Annotated in this window: 15 protein-coding genes and 1 tRNA gene; 6 read left to right on the forward strand and 10 right to left on the reverse strand. The window is 71.6% G+C overall.

Annotated features, from left to right (window positions below):
- Positions 1 to 141: 141 nt before the first annotated feature.
- Both AB0G74_RS05955 and AB0G74_RS05960 read right to left on the reverse strand, forming a co-directional pair.
- Positions 142 to 717, reverse strand: coding sequence for a TerD family protein (locus tag AB0G74_RS05955; protein ID WP_361141184.1), 576 nt, complete (start codon positions 715 to 717; stop codon positions 142 to 144).
- A 202-nt stretch (positions 718 to 919) separates the two neighbouring features.
- Positions 920 to 2,473, reverse strand: coding sequence for a chloride channel protein (locus tag AB0G74_RS05960; protein ID WP_361141186.1), 1,554 nt, complete (start codon positions 2,471 to 2,473; stop codon positions 920 to 922).
- Positions 2,474 to 2,690: 217 nt separating this feature from the next.
- On the opposite strand from AB0G74_RS05960, the gene AB0G74_RS05965 reads away from it, so the two are divergent.
- Complete coding sequence (locus AB0G74_RS05965; RefSeq protein ID WP_361141188.1) at positions 2,691 to 4,076, forward strand: hypothetical protein; 1,386 nt, start codon at positions 2,691 to 2,693, stop codon at positions 4,074 to 4,076.
- Positions 4,077 to 4,223: 147 nt separating this feature from the next.
- Positions 4,224 to 4,697, forward strand: a complete 474-nt coding sequence (locus tag AB0G74_RS05970; protein ID WP_361141190.1) for a hypothetical protein — start codon at positions 4,224 to 4,226, stop codon at positions 4,695 to 4,697.
- Between the two features lie 114 nt (positions 4,698 to 4,811).
- On the opposite strand, the gene AB0G74_RS05975 is transcribed toward AB0G74_RS05970, so the two are convergent.
- The 3 genes from AB0G74_RS05975 to AB0G74_RS05985 all read right to left on the reverse strand — a co-directional run bounded on the left by AB0G74_RS05975 (position 4,812) and on the right by AB0G74_RS05985 (position 8,277).
- Positions 4,812 to 6,029, reverse strand: a complete 1,218-nt coding sequence (locus AB0G74_RS05975) for a hypothetical protein (protein WP_361141191.1) — start codon at positions 6,027 to 6,029, stop codon at positions 4,812 to 4,814.
- Positions 6,030 to 6,100: 71 nt separating this feature from the next.
- A complete protein-coding gene (locus AB0G74_RS05980; protein ID WP_361141193.1) occupies positions 6,101 to 6,766 on the reverse strand; it encodes a response regulator transcription factor in 666 nt (221 codons plus the stop codon).
- Positions 6,760 to 8,277 (reverse strand): histidine kinase, encoded by a 1,518-nt coding sequence (locus AB0G74_RS05985; RefSeq protein WP_361141195.1) that lies wholly within the window; start codon positions 8,275 to 8,277, stop codon positions 6,760 to 6,762. Before AB0G74_RS05985 ends, AB0G74_RS05980 begins: the two co-directional genes overlap by 7 nt.
- A 242-nt stretch (positions 8,278 to 8,519) precedes the next feature.
- Here AB0G74_RS05985 and AB0G74_RS05990 point away from each other — a divergent pair, with 242 nt between their 5' ends.
- A complete protein-coding gene (locus AB0G74_RS05990) occupies positions 8,520 to 9,884 on the forward strand; it encodes a glycosyltransferase 87 family protein (protein ID WP_361141197.1) in 1,365 nt (454 codons plus the stop codon).
- 53 nt (positions 9,885 to 9,937) lie between these two features.
- Positions 9,938 to 11,110 carry a glycosyltransferase family 4 protein gene (locus tag AB0G74_RS05995; RefSeq protein WP_361141199.1) on the forward strand — a complete coding sequence of 391 codons (1,173 nt, stop codon included), beginning with the start codon at positions 9,938 to 9,940 and terminating at the stop codon, positions 11,108 to 11,110.
- A gap of 128 nt (positions 11,111 to 11,238) precedes the next feature.
- On the opposite strand, the gene AB0G74_RS06000 is transcribed toward AB0G74_RS05995, so the two are convergent.
- Complete coding sequence (locus AB0G74_RS06000) at positions 11,239 to 14,571, reverse strand: S8 family serine peptidase (RefSeq protein WP_361141201.1); 3,333 nt, start codon at positions 14,569 to 14,571, stop codon at positions 11,239 to 11,241.
- A gap of 246 nt (positions 14,572 to 14,817) precedes the next feature.
- Between AB0G74_RS06000 and AB0G74_RS06005 the strand changes: the two genes are divergently transcribed.
- Positions 14,818 to 14,964: a hypothetical protein gene (locus AB0G74_RS06005; RefSeq protein WP_361141202.1), complete on the forward strand. Its 147-nt coding sequence runs from the start codon at positions 14,818 to 14,820 to the stop codon at positions 14,962 to 14,964.
- A gap of 65 nt (positions 14,965 to 15,029) precedes the next feature.
- Here the strand turns inward: AB0G74_RS06005 and AB0G74_RS06010 are convergent, their stop codons facing one another.
- From AB0G74_RS06010 to AB0G74_RS06025, 4 genes are all read right to left on the reverse strand, one after another.
- A complete protein-coding gene (locus AB0G74_RS06010; protein ID WP_361141204.1) occupies positions 15,030 to 16,430 on the reverse strand; it encodes a DNA-binding protein in 1,401 nt (466 codons plus the stop codon).
- A 136-nt stretch (positions 16,431 to 16,566) separates the two neighbouring features.
- Entirely contained in the window at positions 16,567 to 17,313 is a 747-nt protein-coding gene (locus tag AB0G74_RS06015; protein ID WP_361141205.1) for a hypothetical protein, read from the reverse strand.
- Positions 17,314 to 17,639: 326 nt separating this feature from the next.
- Positions 17,640 to 17,713 (reverse strand) — tRNA-Pro (locus tag AB0G74_RS06020).
- A 76-nt stretch (positions 17,714 to 17,789) separates the two neighbouring features.
- Entirely contained in the window at positions 17,790 to 18,716 is a 927-nt protein-coding gene (locus tag AB0G74_RS06025) for a metallophosphoesterase (RefSeq protein WP_361141206.1), read from the reverse strand.
- 153 nt (positions 18,717 to 18,869) lie between these two features.
- Here AB0G74_RS06025 and AB0G74_RS06030 point away from each other — a divergent pair, with 153 nt between their 5' ends.
- Entirely contained in the window at positions 18,870 to 19,334 is a 465-nt protein-coding gene (locus AB0G74_RS06030) for a GatB/YqeY domain-containing protein (RefSeq protein ID WP_358827677.1), read from the forward strand.
- The last annotated feature ends 17 nt before the right edge of the window (positions 19,335 to 19,351 follow it).

Below are 19,351 nucleotides of genomic sequence, written 5' to 3' on the forward strand. Positions count from 1 at the left end.
GTGCGTACGACAGGGCAACCAGTGGATCACCGCCCCCGGAGCCGGGCAAGGGCCCGCCACCCCAGAGTGGCGGACCCTCGTCCTCTGTTTCTCGCGGATCCCCTATGTCAGGGATCCCGGTTCTCGCCGAACCGGACCGGGTCAGATGTTGACGCCGAAGTCCTGGGCGATACCGCGCAGACCGGAGGCGTACCCCTGGCCCACGGCCCGGAACTTCCACTCCGCGCCGTGGCGGTACAACTCGCCGAAGACCATCGCGGTCTCCGTCGAGGCGTCCTCACTCAGGTCGTAACGCGCCAGCTCGGCGCCGCCGGCCTGGTTGATCACGCGGATGAACGCGTTGCGCACCTGGCCGAAGGACTGGCCGCGGCTCTCGCCCTCGTGAATGGAGACCGGGAAGACGATCTTCTCGACCTGGGCCGGGACGGTCGCCAGGTTGACCTTGATCTGCTCGTCGTCGCCCTCGCCCTCACCCGTGAGGTTGTCGCCGGTGTGCTCCACGGCGCCCTCGGGGCTCTTGAGGTTGTTGAAGAAGACGAAGTGCTGGTCGGAGACGACCTTGCCGTTGCCGTCGACCAGCAGCGCGCTCGCGTCGAGGTCGAAGTCCGTCCCGGTGGTCGTCCGGACGTCCCAGCCGAGGCCCACGACGACCGCGGACAGGCCAGGGGCCTCCTTGGTCAGCGAGACATTGCCGCCCTTGGAAAGGCTGACACCCATGGAAATCCCTGCGCAATCCGGCGCGGGCCGCGCCTTTCTTGACGTTTCCTTTGCCCAATGTGTCCAACGAGCCGACCCCGGCCCCGGTTCCCGGCTCCGGCAAAGTCCGTGAACTTTTGTCCCGTACGCCGTACTCCCCGGCCTATATCCCACCCGAACGGCCCCACCGGACCACCGTCCCGTCGGACCGCCGCTCTCCCGGTCAGCCTGCCGCCGGTTCCGCCCCGGTCCCCTTCCCCGCCTTTCCGGTCTGCCGCTCGGTTTTCCCGGCCGAGGTGCCGATGCCCTCCAACACCTGGACCGTGACGAAGCCGACCACCGAGCAGACCGCCACCAGCGGCATCTGATTCGCCGCGTCGGGGCCGAGTAGCAGGGCGGCCAGCACGGCACTGGTCACCGGCAGCCGGGTGACCACGGCCGTCGCGGTCACCACCCCGAGCGCGAGACCGGCGGTCACCCCCAGCCCCGGCAACCCCGAAGAGGCCACCCCCATGGCCGCGCCCAGCAGCACCGCCGGGAAGATCGGCCCGCCGCGCAGCGCACCGAGCGCGATCCCCCAGGCCAGCCCCTTGCAGACGACGAGCGCCAGCAGCGCCGCGACCGGCCAGGCCCCCGGATCGGCCGCCAGCACCCCCAGGGTGGCCTGCCCCGAGAGTGCCGCCTCCGCCGGGGAACGGCCGGTGACCAGGGCGTACGCGGAAATCAGCACCCCCACCGCGACGGCGCAGACCACCGTGCGCGGTCCGGTCCTCGTCCGGGTCCACACCGCCGTGACCGAACCCAGCCGGTGGGCGTGGAACACGATCACGGCGATCACCACGGCGGCCGGTACGCCCCAGAGGAAGTCACCCGCGTCCGGAGTGGCGTCCGGCGGTACGGAGGGCAGGGACAGGGCGCCCGTGGACAGCCCGGTCCACTGCCCGAAACCGGTGAAGACCAGCGCGCCGACCCCGCTCGCCAGCAGACAGGGCAGCAGCAGGACGAAGAGCTGGCTCCCCGCGAGCCCCGCCGCCTCGACGATCATCACGACCGCGACCAGCGGCCCGCCGAAAATGGTGGAGATCGCGGTCGTCGAACCGCTCATCGCCAGGACGAGCCCCGCCTTCGGATGGGCGGCGCTCCGGACCGCCCGCAGGGCGAGCAGCGCCAGCCCGCTGCCCAGCGCCATCAGGGGCGCCTCAGGGCCGAGTACCACCCCCAGCGGCAGGGTCGCCAGTGCCGCGAGCACCACCCCGGGCAGCGCCTCGGGCCCGAGCGGCGGCCCGCCGAGACCGTCCACCGGCCGGTGGCCGCCGCCCCCCGGGAAACGGGTGACGATCGGCGCCAGGATCAGCCCGGCCAGCAGCAGTGCGGGCAGCGGCCACCACCACGGGGGCTCCGAATAGCCGACGGCCTGCGGGAGTTCGGTCCAGACGGCGTGCTGGATCTCGTGCTGGAGGGTGACGAAGAGAAAGGAGAGAAAAGCGATCGGCGCGCCGAGCACCGCCGAGAACAGCAGCAGGGCGAGATAGCCGCGGCTGCGCAGGATGTTCCCCAGCGGGACATCGCTCGCCGTGCCGGGTCCACTGGGCGCCGCCCCCGCTGTCCGCGCCGATTCGGCCCCGCCCGCCGCGGCACCCGTACCGGACTCGTCGCGGCCCGGCCCGGGATCCGCACCCTCCCGGCCCGGCCCGGAGCCAGGCCCGGAGCCCGGCCCCCGTCCGGAACCGGGGCCGCCGATTCCGCCGGGCGGCGCCGTTCCGTCGTCCGTACGCATGCCCCCACTCAAAGCCCCCGCCGGACCCCCGGCGCGGGGACGGGCCCGTACGGGTGACCCCGAACCCGTACGGGTCATCAACGCTCGCCCGCCCGGCGCACAGCCGATTCGCTGGCGGTGACGGCCCCGCCCCGCGGACTCGGGACGGGACGTACGGACGCCCGATCCGGACGCCCGGCGCGAACGGCCCCGAGGCCCGGTGGTGGAGGAGGCGCTCATGGCTGACGGGACTCCGGGCCCGGCCGACCCCCGCGACGACGAACTCCACCGCCTCCGCGAGCGCGTCGCGGCGCTGGAGCGGACCCGCCCGCCCGCCGGGCACCACCGCGTCCGCGCCTTCTTCTCCGCCCTGCTGATCGTGATCGGCTGTGTGCTCGCCCCGCTGAGCGTCGTCGCCGCCTGGGCGGCCCAGGAGGTCGGCGACACGGACCGCTATGTCTCCACGGTCGCCCCCATCGCCGCGAACTCCGACGTCCAGGACGCGGTGGCGAACCGGGTGACCGACGCCGTGATGGCCCATATCGATATCAACACCCTGCTGGAGGGCGTCGCCCCGGCGGAACGGCCACGGGTGGCGGCCGCCCTCGGCAAGCTGGGCGGCGCGCTGGAGGGAGCGGTCCGCAGCTTCGTCCACGACAAGACGCGGCAGATCGTCGCCTCCGATCGCTTCCAGACCTTCTGGGTGAACGCCAACCGGAAGATCCACAGCGCTGTGGACAAAGCCCTGACCGGCAGCGGCGGCGGCGCGATCCAGCTCACCGACAATGCCGTCCAGATCGATCTCGCACCCGTGATCGAGCAGGTCAAGGCCGATCTGGTGGCCGACGGGCTGACCGTCGCCGGAAAGATCCCCGAGATCCACACCCAGTTCACGGTCGTCAAATCCGATGACATCGGAAAGCTGAAGACCGGCTTCCGGCTGCTCCAGCTGGCCGGGTTCTGGCTGCCGGTCCTGGCCCTGGTCCTGGTCGCGGCGGGTGTGCTGCTCGCCGTCCACCGCCGACGGACCCTGGTCGCCGCGGCGCTCGGCGTCGCCTTCGCGACCCTGGTCCTCGGCCTCGGACTGACCGTCTTCCGTACGGTCTACCTGGACGCGCTCCCGGCCTCGGCCTCCCGTCCAGCCGCGGGCGCGGTCTACGACGCCATGGTCCGGCTGATGCGGACCACCATCCGGATGGTCGTCGCCCTGGGAATCGTGATCGCCATCGGCGCCTGGCTGACCGGCCGGGGGCGCCGGGCCGTCCTGGTCCGCGGGTTCTGGCACTCCGGCATCCGCGCGGTCCGGTCCACCGCCGACCACGCCGGGCTGCGCACCGGACCGGTCGGCCCCTGGCTGCGCCGCCACCGCCGCTGGATCCTCTGGGTCCTGGTCGCCCTGGCACTGCTGAGCTATCTGCTGTGGAGTTATCCCACGGCATGGGTCGTGGTCGGCATCGTGCTCTGTCTGCTGCTCGCTCTGGCGATCGTGGACTTCCTCGCCGATGCGCCCGATGCCCCTGCGGTCTCCGAGGACCCCGAGGACCCCGAGGACCCCGGAGGTCCCGGGGAGCCCCGGTGGCCCGGGAAGCCCGGGAACGGCCGGTCCGCCGACGGGACCGGCTGACCCGCCGGGCCGTCCCGCCGCCCCGGGCCGCCATCCCGAACATCACCCGAACGGGTGCATCCGAATAGCGGTACGCGAGGTCCGGTCCGACGCTCGAATCCGGAGCCCCGTGCGCGTCGGGCGTACGGGATGACGAAGGAGAGTCCCATGACCCAGGCATCACAGCCGACCGGGACCCCGCCACCGCACAGGTCCGGGACCGGCCGCGGAGCGGGCTCCGGTTCACCGGGCAACAGCGCATGGGCGGTCGGCGGGGTCGTCTTCGCCGGGGTCCTGATGCTGTGCAACGGCGTTCTGGCGATCCTCCAGGGCATCGCGGCCATCAACAAGGACGTCGTCTACGGCGCGGTCGGGGACTACGTCTACCGGATCAACCTCAGCGGCTGGGGCTGGATCCATCTGATTCTCGGCATCCTGCTGGTGATCACCGGCTACGGGGTGCTCAAGAACATGGAGTGGGCGCGCTGGCTGGGTATCTTCCTGGCCTCGATCAGCCTGATCGCGCAGTTCCTCTTCCTGCCCTATCTGCCGGTCTGGGCACTGATCATGATCGCGATCGATGTGTTCATCATCTGGGCCCTGGCGGTGTACCGCTCGACGGACGACGAGCCGCTGCTCTGAGCCGTACGGCGCTCCCGCCGACGGACCGGTATTCCGTCCGGTGTCACAGGGGCGGCCGACCGCACCCCGGTCGGCCGCCCCTCACGGCTGCCCGCCGGGCGCCGCGCGCCCGGCTCACCGGGGTACGGGCATCACCAGGACACGGGGCTCGGCCAGCGTGTAGTGCGCCGAGTTGGCGATCCATACCCGGGCGCCGTGCCGGGCCAGCGCCGACGGGTTCCGCAGCCCGTCGTCCTCGTCCAGTACGGCTACGGCCGCCCGCCCCGCCGACCCGCCCCCACCGCCCCCGTTACGGTCCCCGCCCCCTTCCCCCGTTCCGTCGCGGATCAGAAGTACCCGACTGTCGGTGACGCCGGTGACGAGCAGGGTGTCACCGTCCCCCGTGAACTCCAGATCGTCGATCTCGCCCAGCCCCTCGGCCACCGTCCCGGGCCGCCCGGCTGTCGGTGATGCCGGTGACCCGGTCACCGGGAACCGGAGCACCGTCCCCCGGTCGTGGTTGGTCACCCAGACCGCGCCCCGGTGCACCCTGATCCCATTGGCCCCGGCGAACCCGCCCGGATCCGGGGCCAGCAGCGGATCCGAACTCCAGACCACCGCCCGCCCCCCGTCCCGCGGCAGCCTCAGGACCACCCCGGCGACGGAATCGGTCACATACAGCTGCCCGGCCCGGGAGTCCAGGGCGATCCCGTTCGGCAGCCCGTCGGCGGGCAGGGCGGCGATCCGGCGGATACCGCCGCCGTCGGGCGACAGCCGCCACACCCCGGTGAGTTCGGCGGTACCGGTGCCATAGGTGACATAGAGCGTCCCGTCGCCGGCCCGGACGATCCCGCCGAGGAACGGTTCCCCCACGGTCGGAGTCTCGGCCGACGGCGGGGGAGCGGGCAGGGTCGCCAGCACTCGTACCTTCCCGCCCGGGGAGATCCGGGCGATCTGACGGGTATGGGCGAAGGTGACCACCGTCGATCCGACCGGTTCGGCGGCGATACCCTCCGGCTGCTGCCCCGCGTCGATATCCAGCCCCGCCAGCACCCGCACCCGGTCCGCCGCCTCCGCGAGCCCCTCCCGTCCCATCACCCCCTGATCGGACGCGCCCTGATCCTCCGTCGCCTTTCCATCGCCCCCGGCATCGCCCCCCGGCCCGGCCGCCCCTGCTCCCGGCCCCGCTCCGGCGGCGGCCGGGGGATCGAGCCGGGCAGGCGGCTCCGCGGTGGTGACCGTCCCGCCCGCCCCGCCGCCCGGCCCTCCGTCCACGCCTCCGGCCCGGGAGACGTACAAGGCGATCAGTACGGTGCACGAGACGGCGACGAACCTGCGCGAGAACTGGGGCACGGGGTTCTCCTGCTAACGGGAGCGCCCACCCGGTACCCCTCCGGGAGAGGGATACACCGGCGGTCAGAGCGTCACCCTACGGTCTCCGGTGTCACCAACCCCGTCTCATACGCCAGGATCACCGCCTGAGCCCGGTCCCGGAGCCCCGTCTTCGCGAAGATCCGGTTGATATGGGTCTTCACCGTATGGTCGGAGATCGACAGGGCGGTGGATATCTCGGCATTGGAGAGCCCCCGGGCGATCAGTGCCAGTACATCGATCTCCCGTGGCGTCAGATCCACCGCGGGCTTCCCCGCGACCACCGGCCGGTGCAGCCGGGCGAACTCGGCGATCAGCCGCTTGGTCACGGCGGGCGCGAGCAGCGCCTCACCCGCCGCGATCACCCGGACCGCGTGCAGCAGTTCGGGAAAGGTGGCGTCCTTGAGGAGAAACCCGCTCGCCCCCGCCGCCAGCGACTCATAGATGTACTCGTCGAGCCCGAAGGTCGTGAACATCAGAACCCGGGTGTCGCCATCGGCCTCCGAGACGATCCGCCGGGCCGCGTCCACCCCGTTCATCACCGGCATTCTGATATCGAGCAGCGCGATATCGGGCCGCCGCTCCAGCACGATCCGGACCGCCTCCGCCCCGTCCGCCGCCTCACCGACCACCTCGATGTCGTCCTGGGTCGAGAGGAGGTTGACGAACCCGGCCCGGACCATGGCCTGGTCGTCCGCCACCACGGCCCGGATCACCATCCCCGCCCCTTTCCACCACGCCGCCCGGCGCTCCCGCCGACTGTCGTATCCCCGCTCATGACACCCACCGCCACCGCCGGTGAAACGTTCTCCGCCGGTACTGGTGCGCCCGGCCGCTTCTTCCCGCCGCCCCACTCGCCACGGCCTTCGACGGCGACGGGCAACTCGGCGGCGACCAGGAACCCTCCGTTCGGCCCGCGCCCCGTGGCCAGCCGTCCCCCCGCCAGCGTCACCCGCTCGGTCATCCCGATGAGCCCATGCCCCCGCACGGGGGCCGCCGCCCCCACCGAGGGCCCCGGCCCGTCGTCCAAGACCCGGACCGCCAGCCGGTTCACCCCGTACTCCAGCGCGATCTCCGCGGTGGCGCGCGGTGCGTGGCGGCGGACATTCGTCAGCGCCTCCTGCACGATCCGATAGGCGGTCAGTTCGATTGACCCCGGCAGCCGCCGCCGGTTCCCCGAGACGGTCAGCCCGGCGCTGCCCCCGCCGTCACGGTGGCGTGCCAGCAGTTCGTCCAGCCGGTCGAGGGTCGGCTGCGGAGCCTCGGCGGCCGTCCGCCGCCCCGTGACCTCGTCGGAGCGCAGCACATTGAGCAGCTGCCTCAGCTCGTTCAGCGCCTCCCGGGACGAACCGGCTATCTGCTGGAAGCCGTCCCGGCCCTCGGGGGAGAGCCCGGGTGTCGTATAGGTGGCGCTTTCGGCCTGGACCGCGATCACCGACACCGAGTGCGAGACGATGTCGTGCAGTTCGCGCGCGATGGCCCGGCGCTCCGCCTCCGCCGCCTTGTGCCGCTCCAGGCGTATCAGCTCCTCCTGCGCCGCCGCCCGCTCCCGCCGGGCCCCCTCACGGCTGCGGACCGCGTCACCGGCGCTCACCGCCGCCAGGATCGCCAGTCCGATCAGAAACGACTCGGCGAAGTATCCGAGCGACCCCCGGGAGCCGAGCGGCAAGGGGTCGGAGTACGGCCCGTCGAAGACGTCGGTCGTCACATGGAGCAGATCGACCACGGCCATCAGCCCGACACCGAAGGCGGCCAGCACCACCGGATGGTGCACCCGATGGCGGGCGAGGGTGTAGAAGCCGATCAGCCCGCCTATGCAGACGGAGAGGAACAGGGCGGGCCGGAACAGGAAGTTCAACGGCGAGGCCAGGACGACGAGATACCCCGCCAGCGCCGGGCAGGTCCGACGCCACATCAGCGGCAGGGTCGCCGCGAGCGCCGTCGCCACGGCGGCCACGGCGATCACCACGGCCACCGTCGTCCCGGCGTCCAGCCGCAGCACCTCCGCGATCGCCCCGGCCCCCAGCAGCCCTCCGCTGATCCAGGGATACGCGGGTGTCCGCACCCATTCCGCTATCCGCCGCGCGAGCCCGGCCCGGCCGATCGCGTCGGCGCCGGGCAGCCGGGACGGCGAAGCCGTACGCACCCCGTGGTCCTCGGGAGAGAGCAGCAGGAACCGCAGCAGCCGCCGAGCGGGCCGGTCACGGAGTCGGTCTTCCTGTCCTTTCATACCCGCAAGTCTGCGGGTCACGAGGGTGGAGACGCGTCGGAGCACGGGTTGATTTCCGACCTCCACTCACCCTCCGGTTCGAGCCCGAACACCGCCCCCCGGTGTGACGAATCGACCGGCCCCGCCTTCCTAACCTGCTGGTCGAGCGGCCGGCACGCCTCGTACCCGGCCCACATCACCCACGCCACGACACCCACGTCCCATCACCCACGCCACGACACCCACCAGCAAGGAGGCGGGCCGTGCCGCTCCCGCCGCACATATCGACGACCGGTACCGACGCCCGTACCGATACCCGTACCGGAATCCGCGCCAGGTCCGGCGGCCCGCGTACGGTGCGCGCTGCCGCCGTCGTCTCCGCCGCGCCCCGGGCCGAGGCTCGCCGTACCGGCGCCGCCGTCCGCGTCCTTCCGTACACCCTTCTCACGGCCGTGCTGTCGAGCCGGGCCGTCTGGCTGCTGTTCGCCGGGCTCGCGTGCGGGTTCGCCCTGGTCACGGAGGTCGCGACGCACCGTTTCTGGGGCGGGACCGCCGCCGTCGGCTATCTGAGCGCCGCGGTCGCCCCCGGGCGCCGGGCGCCCGTCCTGGCCGCCGCGCTGGCCGCGGCCCTGCCGCTCGCCGTCCTCGTCGGCACGGGCGCGGCCCAACTGGAGGTCGAGGTCGTCGAGGCGGCGGCGACCCGATTGCTGGACTCCGGCAGCCCCTACCACCCGGACCCCGCCAGGACCGCCGACTACAACCCGTACCTCCCGGCGATGGCCCTGTTCGGCCTGCCGAGCGCGCTGACCGGTGGCGGACCGCTCACGGACCCACGGCTCTGGTTCGGTCTGACCTTCGCCATCATCCTGACCCTGGCCTTCCGCCGCCCGGGCCCCGGAAACGCCGGCACCCGAACCCCCGGAGGAGCCCTCCGCCCGGCCTTTCTCCTCGCCTGCCCACCGGTCGCGATGTCCCTGGCGGTCAGCGGTATCGACCTCCCCCTCATCGGCCTGATGTGCCTGGGCACGGTTCTCGCCGTACGCAGGCGCCCCGGCACGGCGGGCCTCGTACTCGGCCTCGCGTCCGCCATGAAGTGGACGGCCTGGCCCGGCCTCGCGGTCGCCTGCGCCGCGCTCGCGGCGATCCACGGCCGCCGGACGGCGCTCCGCTGCGGTCTGGTCGCCGCCACGACGGTCACCGCCCTCGTCGTACCCGTACTGATCGGCGACCCGGCGTCCTTCTTCCGGCATGCCGTCGCCTTCCCCCTCGGCCTCGCCGACACCCCGTCACCGGCCGCGAGCCCGCTTCCCGGCAGGCTGATCGCCGACTGTCTGCCCGGCGGTTCCGGCCGGTCGGTGGCACTGGCGCTGCTGTGCGCGGCGGCGCTGCTGATGGCGGTCTCCCTGGTGGCCCGTCCACCCACGACCGTACGAGCCGCCGCGAACCGTACGGCCCTGGGTCTACTCCTCGCCCTCGGACTGGCCCCCGCCAGCCGCTACGGCTATCTCCTCTACCCCCTCGTCCTCGCCTTCCTCGCCCTCTCGGCACATCGCCCGGCCCCACCCGCGCCACCCGCCACCGGTCGGCACCTCACACCCTGCCGAAGCCGAAGCCGCCCCCACCACTGAAGCCCCCACCACCCCCCGACACCGCCTCCGACCGAACGGTGAGCCGACACCCCATGCCCAGGACCCTGATCATCACCAATGACTTCCCGCCCCGCCAGGGCGGCATCGAGACCTTCGTCCACGCCATGGCCGTCCGCTTTCCACCCACCGACGTAGCCGTCTACACCTCCGCGGAGCCCGGCGCCCGTGCCCATGACGCCCGACTCCCCTTCCCCGTCGTACGGGACACCGCCCGCACTCTCCTCCCCACCCGCCGTACCACCGCCCGCGCCGCCGCCCTCATCCGCGAACTGGACTGCGACACCGTCTGGTTCGGTGCCGCCGCGCCCCTCGGGCTGATGGCCGCCGGACTCCGCCGCCGTACCCCCGTCCGCCGGATCGTGGCGACCACCCACGGCCATGAGGTCTGGTGGGCGCGCGCCCCCGGCGCACGCCGCGCCCTGCGCCGGATCGGCGCGACCGTCGACACCCTGACCTGTCTCGGCGACTACACCCGGCGGACGATCACCCCGGCGCTGGACCCCGCGGCCGCGGCCCGGATACGGCGGCTGACACCCGGCGTCGAGCCGTCGGAGTTCACCCCGCGCGGCCCCGTCCCGACCCCGGAGGCGATCGCGCTCCGCGCCGCGCACGGCATCCCTCCCGGCGCGCCCGTGGTGCTGTGCGCGGCCCGGCTGGTGCCCCGCAAAGGCCAGGACACCCTGGTCCGCGCCCTGCCGTTGATCCACCGTACGGTTCCCGACGCCACCCTTCTGCTGGTCGGCTCGGGCCCGGACGAACCCCGGCTCCGCCGTCTGGTCGCGTCCTCCGGCCTCGACGACCGGGTAGTTCTCGCGGGCGGTCGACGGCACTCGGAGATGCCCGCCTTCTACGCCGCGTCCGATGTGTTCGCCATGCCCTGCCGCACCCGTCGGGCCGGCCTGGAGGTGGAGGGCCTCGGCATCGTCTTCCTCGAAGCCGCGGCCTGCGCCCTGCCCACCGTGGTCGGCCGGTCGGGAGGCGCCCCGGACACCGTCGCGGACGGGAGGACCGGCTATGTGGTCGATCCCCGATCCGTCGCCGCGGTCGCCGACCGGCTGACCCGGCTGCTGACCGACCGGGAACTGGCCGGTGCGATGGGCCGCGAGGGCCGTACGCGGATCGAATCCGCCTGGACCTGGCAGCACACCCACACCCGCCTCACCGCCCTCCTCGGCACCGCTGCCACACCCCCGGCACCCCGCTGACCACACCCTCGCCCTCGACCACGGCTCAGGGGCCCGGAGCACCGCCCCGGACCCCTGAGCCACCTCATTCACCGGTCCACCACCCGAGGCGGCTTCCCGGCCCTACGGCATCCTCTTAAAGAGGTGCCCTACTTCCCCAGGAAGGCGTTGTGGATCACGACCGTCGACTTGTTGCCCTGCTTGTCGACGACGATCGCCTTGAGCGAGACCGCCTTGCCCGCGTCCGGCGCGCGTACCGTGATCTTCCCGGCCTCGACCGGAACCTCCTGCCACTTCTTGGCGTCGTACGACACCCTGACCTTCAGCGACTTGAGCCCGGCTCCCGCCGCCGCGCCCTGCACCTCGACGGGGAACGTCTGCCTGCTCCCCGCCGGAACGGTGGAGTCCAGCGCCGTTCGCGGCTGGAACCGGACCATGGAGACCGGAAGCGCCGTCGGAACGGTGGTCCGGGCTGACGTAAACGTCCACGAGGCGTCGATCCGGGTCCCGGCCCGGTTGACGACCGGATCTCGGTGGACCGTGGTCGCCACCGTGTACCGGGCGGACTCCGGCGCCAGGGTGAACGCCTTCGCGTCGAACGCCACGTCCTCCTGCGCGTACGGCACCCCGTCGCGGTGAATGGTGGTCCTCGCCCCGGTGTACCGGGCCCAACCGCCGTGTCCGGCGCCGTCGGTCACCAGGGCCAGCGTGCCCCGGACGGTGTCGCCGTCGCGGACGATCCCGGTGTCCCCGGCCAGGGAGGGCCCGGACACACCGGTGTTGATCTCCTCGGTGTACGTCGTCCCCGCGGTGTAGGCCCGCTCCGGCACGTAGTACATCGCGTCGAAGTACCGGTCGCCCTGCGCGTCCGGGGCGCTCAGCGCACCCGCTTCCAGGAACCAGACCGCCCCGCTGTCCGTGGACAGATGGACGTTCCGGGTTTCCGGGGCGGGCCGCTTGCGGAAGGGCCCCACCACACCGGAGCCGTGCGGCAGCGCGCCGGACGCCGAGAGGACACCGTCGACACCGGGCGCGGAGGCGCCGATACCCGCCTTCACCAGGGCCAGGTCACCGACCCCGTACGACTTGGTGAAACCGGTGGCCAGCTCGGTCACCGGCCCGCCGGTGAGGACGTGGTACTCGTCGCCGCCGCGCTCCCAGCTCGCCGACCAGGTCTGATGGAGGGAGCCCTGGGGGAGCCTTGGCCCCTGGTACGCCGTACGGACGTTCTCCAGACTGCCGAACTCGATCACCCGGCCCACTCCGGCCGGATCGAACGAGTACGACATCCCGGCCCTGGTCTGGCGGGCGGCCGGATCCGGCACCGTGATCGTCACCGGACGGGTGGTCCGGGCATCCAGCCGGACAGTTGCGGGACCCGTGACGGAGAACTGCGGATTGTCGATCAGATCCATCCCGCCCCTCGGATTCGCGGGGTCGACCAGCCGGTCGGCGCTGAGAGCATAGGTGCCGCGCGGAACCCGTACCGTCACCGAACCCGACGAAAGATCCGGTATCACCCGCCGCCCCTCGGCCACACCCGCGTAGCCCGCGAGATGTGCCTGCCAGCCGTGGGCGGGCGCGCCGTCCCGGCCCAGCGTCTCGAAGGTGACGTCGTACGACTCGACCTCACGGTCCACCGTGGCCGCGGTCCGCACGGTCTGGCCGCCGCCGGTCGCCACGACCGTGGTCGAGTACGAGTCATGGACCGTACCGCCGAGACGGGTGTCGGCCGTCAGCTCCACGGCGGCGGTACCACCCGCCGGGACCGTGACCCGCTGCGCCCCCAGGGTGAAGAACCCGGCCGGGGCGGGCTGTCCGTCGGAGCCGATGGGCGAGGCCAGCGACAGGTCCAGGGTCAGATCGGTGGTACCGGTATTGCGGTACGTGATCCGCTTGGTGACGGGTGTGTCGTCGTGATGGGGCCACTGCTGGACGCCCAACTGGACCGACGCCGGCTCGGCGATCACCGTCTGGTCGATCGCCCGGTCGACCTGGATCCGGCCCGTACCCTGCTGGAACACCGTATGGGCGCCGCCCTTGGCCGACGCCATCAGCGCCGCCTTCAGCCGCTCCCCCGTCCAGCCCGGATTTTTCTGCTTGAGGATCGCGGCGGCACCGGCGGCATGCGGGGCCGCCATCGACGTACCGTCCTGAGGCAGATAACCGGACGGGTTCTGACCGCCGACACCCGTCGCCGCCGCGGCCGTGATGCCCACCCCGGGCGCGGAGACATCCGGCTTGACGGCATTGTCCCAATTACGGGGACCGGGCGACGAGAAATCCGCGAGTACGTCGTTGTCGTCGACGGCGCCGACGGTCAGGGCGGCATCGGCGCTGCCCGGCGAGCCGACCCGGCCCCCGCGCAGCCCCTCATTGCCCGCGGCGATCGCGAACAGCACCCCCTTCTCCGCCGAGACCTTGTTGACCTGGGCCTCCAGCGGATCGATCCCGGGGAAGTCAAAGCCCCCGAGGCTCATATTGACGATGTCGGCGCCCTGGGCCACGGCCCAGTCGATCCCGGCCAGTACGGCGGAATCATGACCCTCGCCCCGATCGTCCAGCACCTTGGCGTTGATCAGCCGCGCCCCGGGAGCCACCCCCTTGAACCGGCTGTCCTTCACCCCGGCCCCGGCCGCGATGGACGCCACATGCGTACCGTGCCCGACCCGGTCCCTGGCGTCCGGAGAGCCGCTGAAGTTCCGCTCCGCCACGACCCGGCCCGCCAGATCCGGATGGGCGGAGTCGATACCGGTATCCAGAACGGCGATCTTCACCCCGGTGCCGTCGTACGACCGGTTCCAGGCCGCGGGCGCGCCGATCTGCCCCGTACTGCGGTCGAGCGTCGCCTTCCGCAAGCCGTCCAGCCAGATCCGCGAGATCCCGGACGTCATGGCGGCGGCCCCGCCCCGCCCCGGCCGGGTCAGGGCGTCCCACAGCTCACCCGTACCGCCGTCGGCACTGGTCAGGGCATCGGCGTTCAACACCGGCAGACTCCGGCGCACGGTCGTCCCCTCGGCCCCCCGCACCCCGGCCCGAGCCGTCGCCGCGGCGGCTCCCCGGTACTCGACGATCACCTTCAGCCCGCCCCGGTACGCCGCCCGGTTCTCCGGCTTGCCCAACTCGGTGACATCGAAGAGCCGACGGTCCAGCGTCCCGTCGGCGATCAGCCGCCGGGCGTCCCGCGGCACCACATACGTCCGCCCGTCCTCCACCTCGGTGAAGAACGGAACATCAGCCCGCCCCTCGGCCCGCTCGATCCCTCCGACCCGCCCCCGGGCATCCACCCGAACCCGGTCACCGGTGATCAGGGTGACGGTATGCCCGCCTCCGCCTTTCCCCACGGCTTTCCCACCGACAGCCGGAGGCACCACCCCCCGCCCTCCACTCTCCGCCGCCACCGCGCCCGGCCCGGCCGAGCCCACCGCCAGCGCCACGGCACATGCCACCACCGCATACGAATTCCTTGCTGATTCGCGCAAATCTCCCCCTGCACAGGAGTAATTCGACCGGACCTGCCCCGGCCTGCCCCCGGGCCGCCGGGAAACTTGCACGACCACGGAAGCCCGCAGTATGCGCACGCGACTTCGCACCACTCAATGAAGTCCGGAAAACCGCAGCGCGAAGCAAGCCGTGGTAAATTAGCAGGTCATCGCGGTGTCAGTCGGGCGAGAGGGGAACGCGAGCACACAGCACACATTTCGCCGCGAACGACAACACGTTCCCCAATGAGCCCGCCCGAGTGCTCTGTTCGGAAATCAGCCCCCGAACAGCCGACGCCCGATCTCGTCGACAGCGGACCGGTGGGCCATTACGACTTCGTCGAGCCGCTCGGCTGCCAGTCGGCGCAGGGTGCCGAGGTGCCTGAATACTGAGTCCGCCAGGCCCGCCATTACTGGTGGAATTTTTCATCGGACCGCGACGGTCGTTCAGCCGGATGTCAGCTGTCGAGAAGTTGCCGGAGCTCGTCCGGCGTCAGGCGGGCCCCGGAGTCAGCGATGTCCCCGATGAAGGAGACGCCTTCGCCGGTCAGGATCTCCATCGGCGTACCCGAGTAGCCGGTTCCCGCCCCTCGGAAGCCTGCGGCGACTCGCCCCGCCGCAGTGAGAACGCGCCAAGGGCCGGGGCATTGGCCACAGGTGGCGAGATGGGTACCAACGGGGACGGCGTGGCTGCCGATGACGGTGGCTATGTCGCCGTATGTGGTCCAGCGCCCGGGTGGGACCGCCTCCAGCAGAGAGTGCATCCGCGTCCAGTCCCTCCCGGTGCCGCGAAGCCGCTTGGCGAGGGAGGCGAGGTCGGAGCCCTTGAGTGCCGCCCATTCCTCGGGGTCGACATCGTCCGGAACATGGGCGGTGTCGACATCCCACCATGTCGTGCCCTGAATCCCGTCGGCCTTGCGGCCGGTGACGCTGCGGAAGATCTCGTTGGCGAGCCCGGTCGGAGTGAAGCGATTGCCGTCGGCTGCCCAGCTCAGGGGTTTCGCGGTGTCATTGCTCCAGGTGACCGAGGCACGGCTGCCGTCCTCGGCCACCCACGCGACGATGTCCTCACGGATGGCTTCCGTCACTCCGTGCCTGGGGGTCAGGCGCAGCCTGGTGCCGTCGGGCAGGAGCCCGGCGCCGACGAGGACATGTACGGCGTTCTGGGCACGCGAGCGCTCTTCCAGCTTCTCCGCCGCGGCCTTCGCCTCCGCCCGGACCGGGGTCAGCGTGAACTCCTCCACCTCCGGAGTCGGATAGACCTTGGTGAAGCCGGCCACCAGATGGCCTTCGACCCTCCACAGGCCGACCTGAATGAGGTCGATATCGAGGTTCATTTCCGACAACCAGACCACAGTATGGGTGACCTGTTTGGGAAATCCGGCGGCGATGATCACCTGTCGGGGCCGTTGAAGCAGGTCCGGGCTCCATTCACCGTCGACGTGATCGAGGAGACGCCGCCTGCACGCGTCGAGGTCGATCGTCTTCCCCCTACAGGTCAAGAAGTCCCGGTGAGCCTGAGCCAGAGTCTCGATGTCGAAACGGGAGACCAGCGCGGCATATGTGATCGCCTGAAGGTGTACGTCCCTGTCGGCGGTGCCCCGCTTCAACTCGACCACAACCAGTCGACCCGTGGCATCCAGTCCCAGCACATCCAGCCGGTCCCGGGCCGGAACACCGTCGGTGTCGGCCCATCGATCGAACTCGGCGGTGATCACAAGTACCGCTTCGCCGAGGACTTGCGGATTGTCGATGACCCACTCCTGAAGGTGCCGCCGTTCGAGCAGCCCTTCCGTGGCGAGTTCCGTAGCGGGTACCGGTATCGCCGACGGACCCGAAACCGTGAAGAGATGATCCACTGTGCCCCCTCGAACGCCCGACGGCACCAGCCAGGCGACCAGAGCCTATGACTCGGAAGAGTTCCGGCGCAGTCCAATGGCCGACTCGAACGGCTCCGGGGCCGGTGCCGGAACTCCCTCGGGAACGTTCGAGTCGTCAGCCAGTCCGTAGCCCCGCGACGACCTGCTCTGCCATCTGCCGGGCGGCTCCGATCCGGGGGTCCTCCGGGTGGGCGCCGGGCCCGAGGATCTTCGCGCACACGAAGAGCGTCATCAGCTTGCCGTCCCGGCTCCCGAAGTCGTCCCGCCGCTCACTCCGTACGCGGTCGGCGAGCACCGGGACGGCGAGGGAGGCGGCCCAGAGGGTGGCGGCGTCGAGGCCCCGGGGTCCATTGCCCCAGTCCTCCCAGTCGAAGAGGGAGAAGCCGGGCGCGCTCATATTGGCCCAGTTCAGGTCGGCGTGGGCCGGAACCCATCGTTCAACGGTCGTGTCGATCACCTCGGGGAACACGCCCCGGATCGACTCGCTGACCAGGTCCTGCGTGATCGTGACGGTGTCCGGAGTGGCCACGCGCCTGGTCGTGTTCCGTGCGAGCGCGTCCAGGGAATCCCCGAAGGCCCGCCACCACTCCTCGGACAGGGCAGGCTCCTCGCCCAGTACAGCGGTCCCGATCGGCTCGCCGGGAAGGAGCCCGGTCTCGTCGGCCCGCCACATCACCGGCTCGTCCGCGTCCCGCCAGACCACACACCCCTGCCAGACCGGCTGCGCGACGCCCTTCAGCAGGGCTGCGCTCTCCGTACCGTTCCACCCCTGGTCGGTGATCCTGTCGAGCGGGCGCCGCTCCACCCGTACCCAGGTATCGCGGTCGGTCCGGGCGCCGACGGACCGACGCTTGCGCACCACCGTCCCCGGATCCAAGCGCGTCAGAAGGGAGCGTCCGACGCGATCAAGCAGCTCATCGACCGGCTCGACTCGGAGGTCGACAGCGCGAAGAGGGGAGACCGAGTACGTCATGCGCGGACGGTAACAGCGGGCACGAGCTACGTGGCGTCCACACCGTAGGCTCATTCCAGAGCTTCCAGCGCTGACACCGGCCGTCGCGAGGCTGCACCGCAGCGACACGGGAACGCCCACCGAGATCACACCCGCTGCCCAGAATGTCGCCGCAAAACACTTCAGGACCGGTCTCCCGATGAGGAGAACCGGCCCTGAAGTGACTTTTTCGGCTGTCGGGGTGGCGGGATTTGAACCCACGACCTCTTCGTCCCGAACGAAGCGCGCTGCCAAGCTGCGCCACACCCCGATGTCGCCACTGTCGTGGCGACATCGATTACTTTAGCCCACCCGCGGCCCTGGACGAAATCCGGTTTCGGGGGTGGCTAGGGCCGCTCGACCAGGGTGAGGAGGGTGGCCTCGGGGGGGCAGGCGAAGCGGACCGGGGTGTAGCGGCTGGTGCCGCAGCCCGCCGAGACGTGGAGGTAGGACGTGTGGGAGCCCGAGGTGTGGGTGGAGAGGCCCTTGACGCGGTCCGTGTCGAGGTCGCAGTTGGTGACCAGCGCGCCGTAGAAGGGGATGCAGAGCTGGCCGCCGTGGGTGTGGCCGGCGAGGATCAGGGGGTAGCCGTCGGCGGTGAAGGCGTCGAGGGCGCGCAGGTAGGGGGCGTGGACCACGGCCAGGGAGAGGTCGGCGTCCTGTTCGGGGCCGCCGGTGACCTTCTCGTAGCGGTCGCGCTTGATGTGGGGGTCGTCGAGGCCAGTGAAGGCGATCTCGCCGGTGTCCAGCTTCAGCCGGCCGCGGGTGTTGCTGAGGTCCACCCAGCCCGCCGTGTCGAAGGCGTCACGCAGTTCCTCCCACGGGTTGTGGACCACGCCGACCGCGGGCGCGTTCCCGTTCAGACCGTGGCGGCCCTGGGCCTTCTCCAGCAGGTAGCGGGCCGGGTTGCGGAGTGTGGGGCCGTAGTAGTCGTTCGAGCCGAAGACGTAGACGCCGGGGAACTCCATCAGCGGGCCGAGCGCGTCCAAGACCTCCGGTACGCCCTCCGGGTCCGAGAGGTTGTCACCGGTGTTGACCACGAAGTCGGGGCGCAGCCCGGCCAGGGACTGGAGCCAGGCCCGCTTCTTGCGCTGGCCGCTGACCATGTGGATGTCCGAGACCTGGAGGACCCGCAGGGGGCGCATGCCCTTGGGGAGTACGGGGACGGTCAGTCTCCGGAGGCGGAAGGAGCGGGCCTCGAAGGCCGCGGCGTAGAGGATTCCGGCGGCGCCTGCCGCCGTGACGGCCAGGGGGACTCCGTAGCGTGCGCGCATGGCTCCATCGTCGCAGACCCGGTCCGGTCGGCCGACGGCGGAGTGATCAAGAAGACTTTCGGGGGTTCGCGCGGTGCCGGGGCCGGTGCGGAGCGTGACCGGGGGGGCGAAATGGGTGGGCGGGTGCCGACCGGTACCTGTCACACTCTCCGTATGACCACGCTCAAGGCCAAGCTCCATGACGACCTCACCGCCGCCATCCGGGCGCGTGACGAGCTGCGCTCGGCGACGCTCCGGCTCACTCTCTCCGCCGTCGCCAAGGAGGAGGTCGCGGGCAAGACCGCCCGTGAGCTCTCCGATGACGAGGTGCAGAAGGTGATCGCCCGCGAGGCTAAGAAGCGCCGCGAGGCCGCCGACGCCTTCAGCAAGGGCGGCCGGGCCGAGCAGGCCGAGCGGGAGCTGGCCGAGGGCGAGCTCCTGGACGCCTATCTGCCCCAGCAGCTCGGGGACGACGAGCTGCGCGCCATCGTCGCCGAGGCCGTCGCCGAGGCGAAGGCCGCCGGGGCCGAGGGGCCGCGGGCGATGGGGGCCGTGATGAAGATCGTGAACCCGAAGGTCGCCGGACGGGCCGAGGGCGGCCGGGTGGCCGCCGCGGTGAAGCAGCTGCTGGCAGGGTGAGACCCGGCGCCCTCGGC

The sequence above is a fragment of the Streptomyces sp. NPDC020875 genome (genome assembly GCF_040641415.1).
In the GTDB taxonomy this organism is placed as follows: Bacteria; Actinomycetota; Actinomycetes; order Streptomycetales; family Streptomycetaceae; genus Streptomyces.

Bases quoted from the DNA above. Each gene is read 5' to 3' on its own strand.
- AB0G74_RS05955 (WP_361141184.1), bottom strand. From the start codon at position 717: ATGGGTGTCAGCCTTTCCAAGGGCGGCAATGTCTCGCTGACCAAGGAG.
- AB0G74_RS05960 (WP_361141186.1), bottom strand. From the start codon at position 2,473: ATGCGTACGGACGACGGAACGGCGCCGCCCGGCGGAATCGGCGGCCCC.
- AB0G74_RS05965 (WP_361141188.1), top strand. From the start codon at position 2,691: ATGGCTGACGGGACTCCGGGCCCGGCCGACCCCCGCGACGACGAACTC.
- AB0G74_RS05970 (WP_361141190.1), top strand. From the start codon at position 4,224: ATGACCCAGGCATCACAGCCGACCGGGACCCCGCCACCGCACAGGTCC.
- AB0G74_RS05980 (WP_361141193.1), bottom strand. From the start codon at position 6,766: ATGGTGATCCGGGCCGTGGTGGCGGACGACCAGGCCATGGTCCGGGCC.
- AB0G74_RS05985 (WP_361141195.1), bottom strand. From the start codon at position 8,277: ATGAAAGGACAGGAAGACCGACTCCGTGACCGGCCCGCTCGGCGGCTG.
- AB0G74_RS05995 (WP_361141199.1), top strand. From the start codon at position 9,938: ATGCCCAGGACCCTGATCATCACCAATGACTTCCCGCCCCGCCAGGGC.
- AB0G74_RS06005 (WP_361141202.1), top strand. From the start codon at position 14,818: ATGAGCCCGCCCGAGTGCTCTGTTCGGAAATCAGCCCCCGAACAGCCG.
- AB0G74_RS06025 (WP_361141206.1), bottom strand. From the start codon at position 18,716: ATGCGCGCACGCTACGGAGTCCCCCTGGCCGTCACGGCGGCAGGCGCC.
- AB0G74_RS06030 (WP_358827677.1), top strand. From the start codon at position 18,870: ATGACCACGCTCAAGGCCAAGCTCCATGACGACCTCACCGCCGCCATC.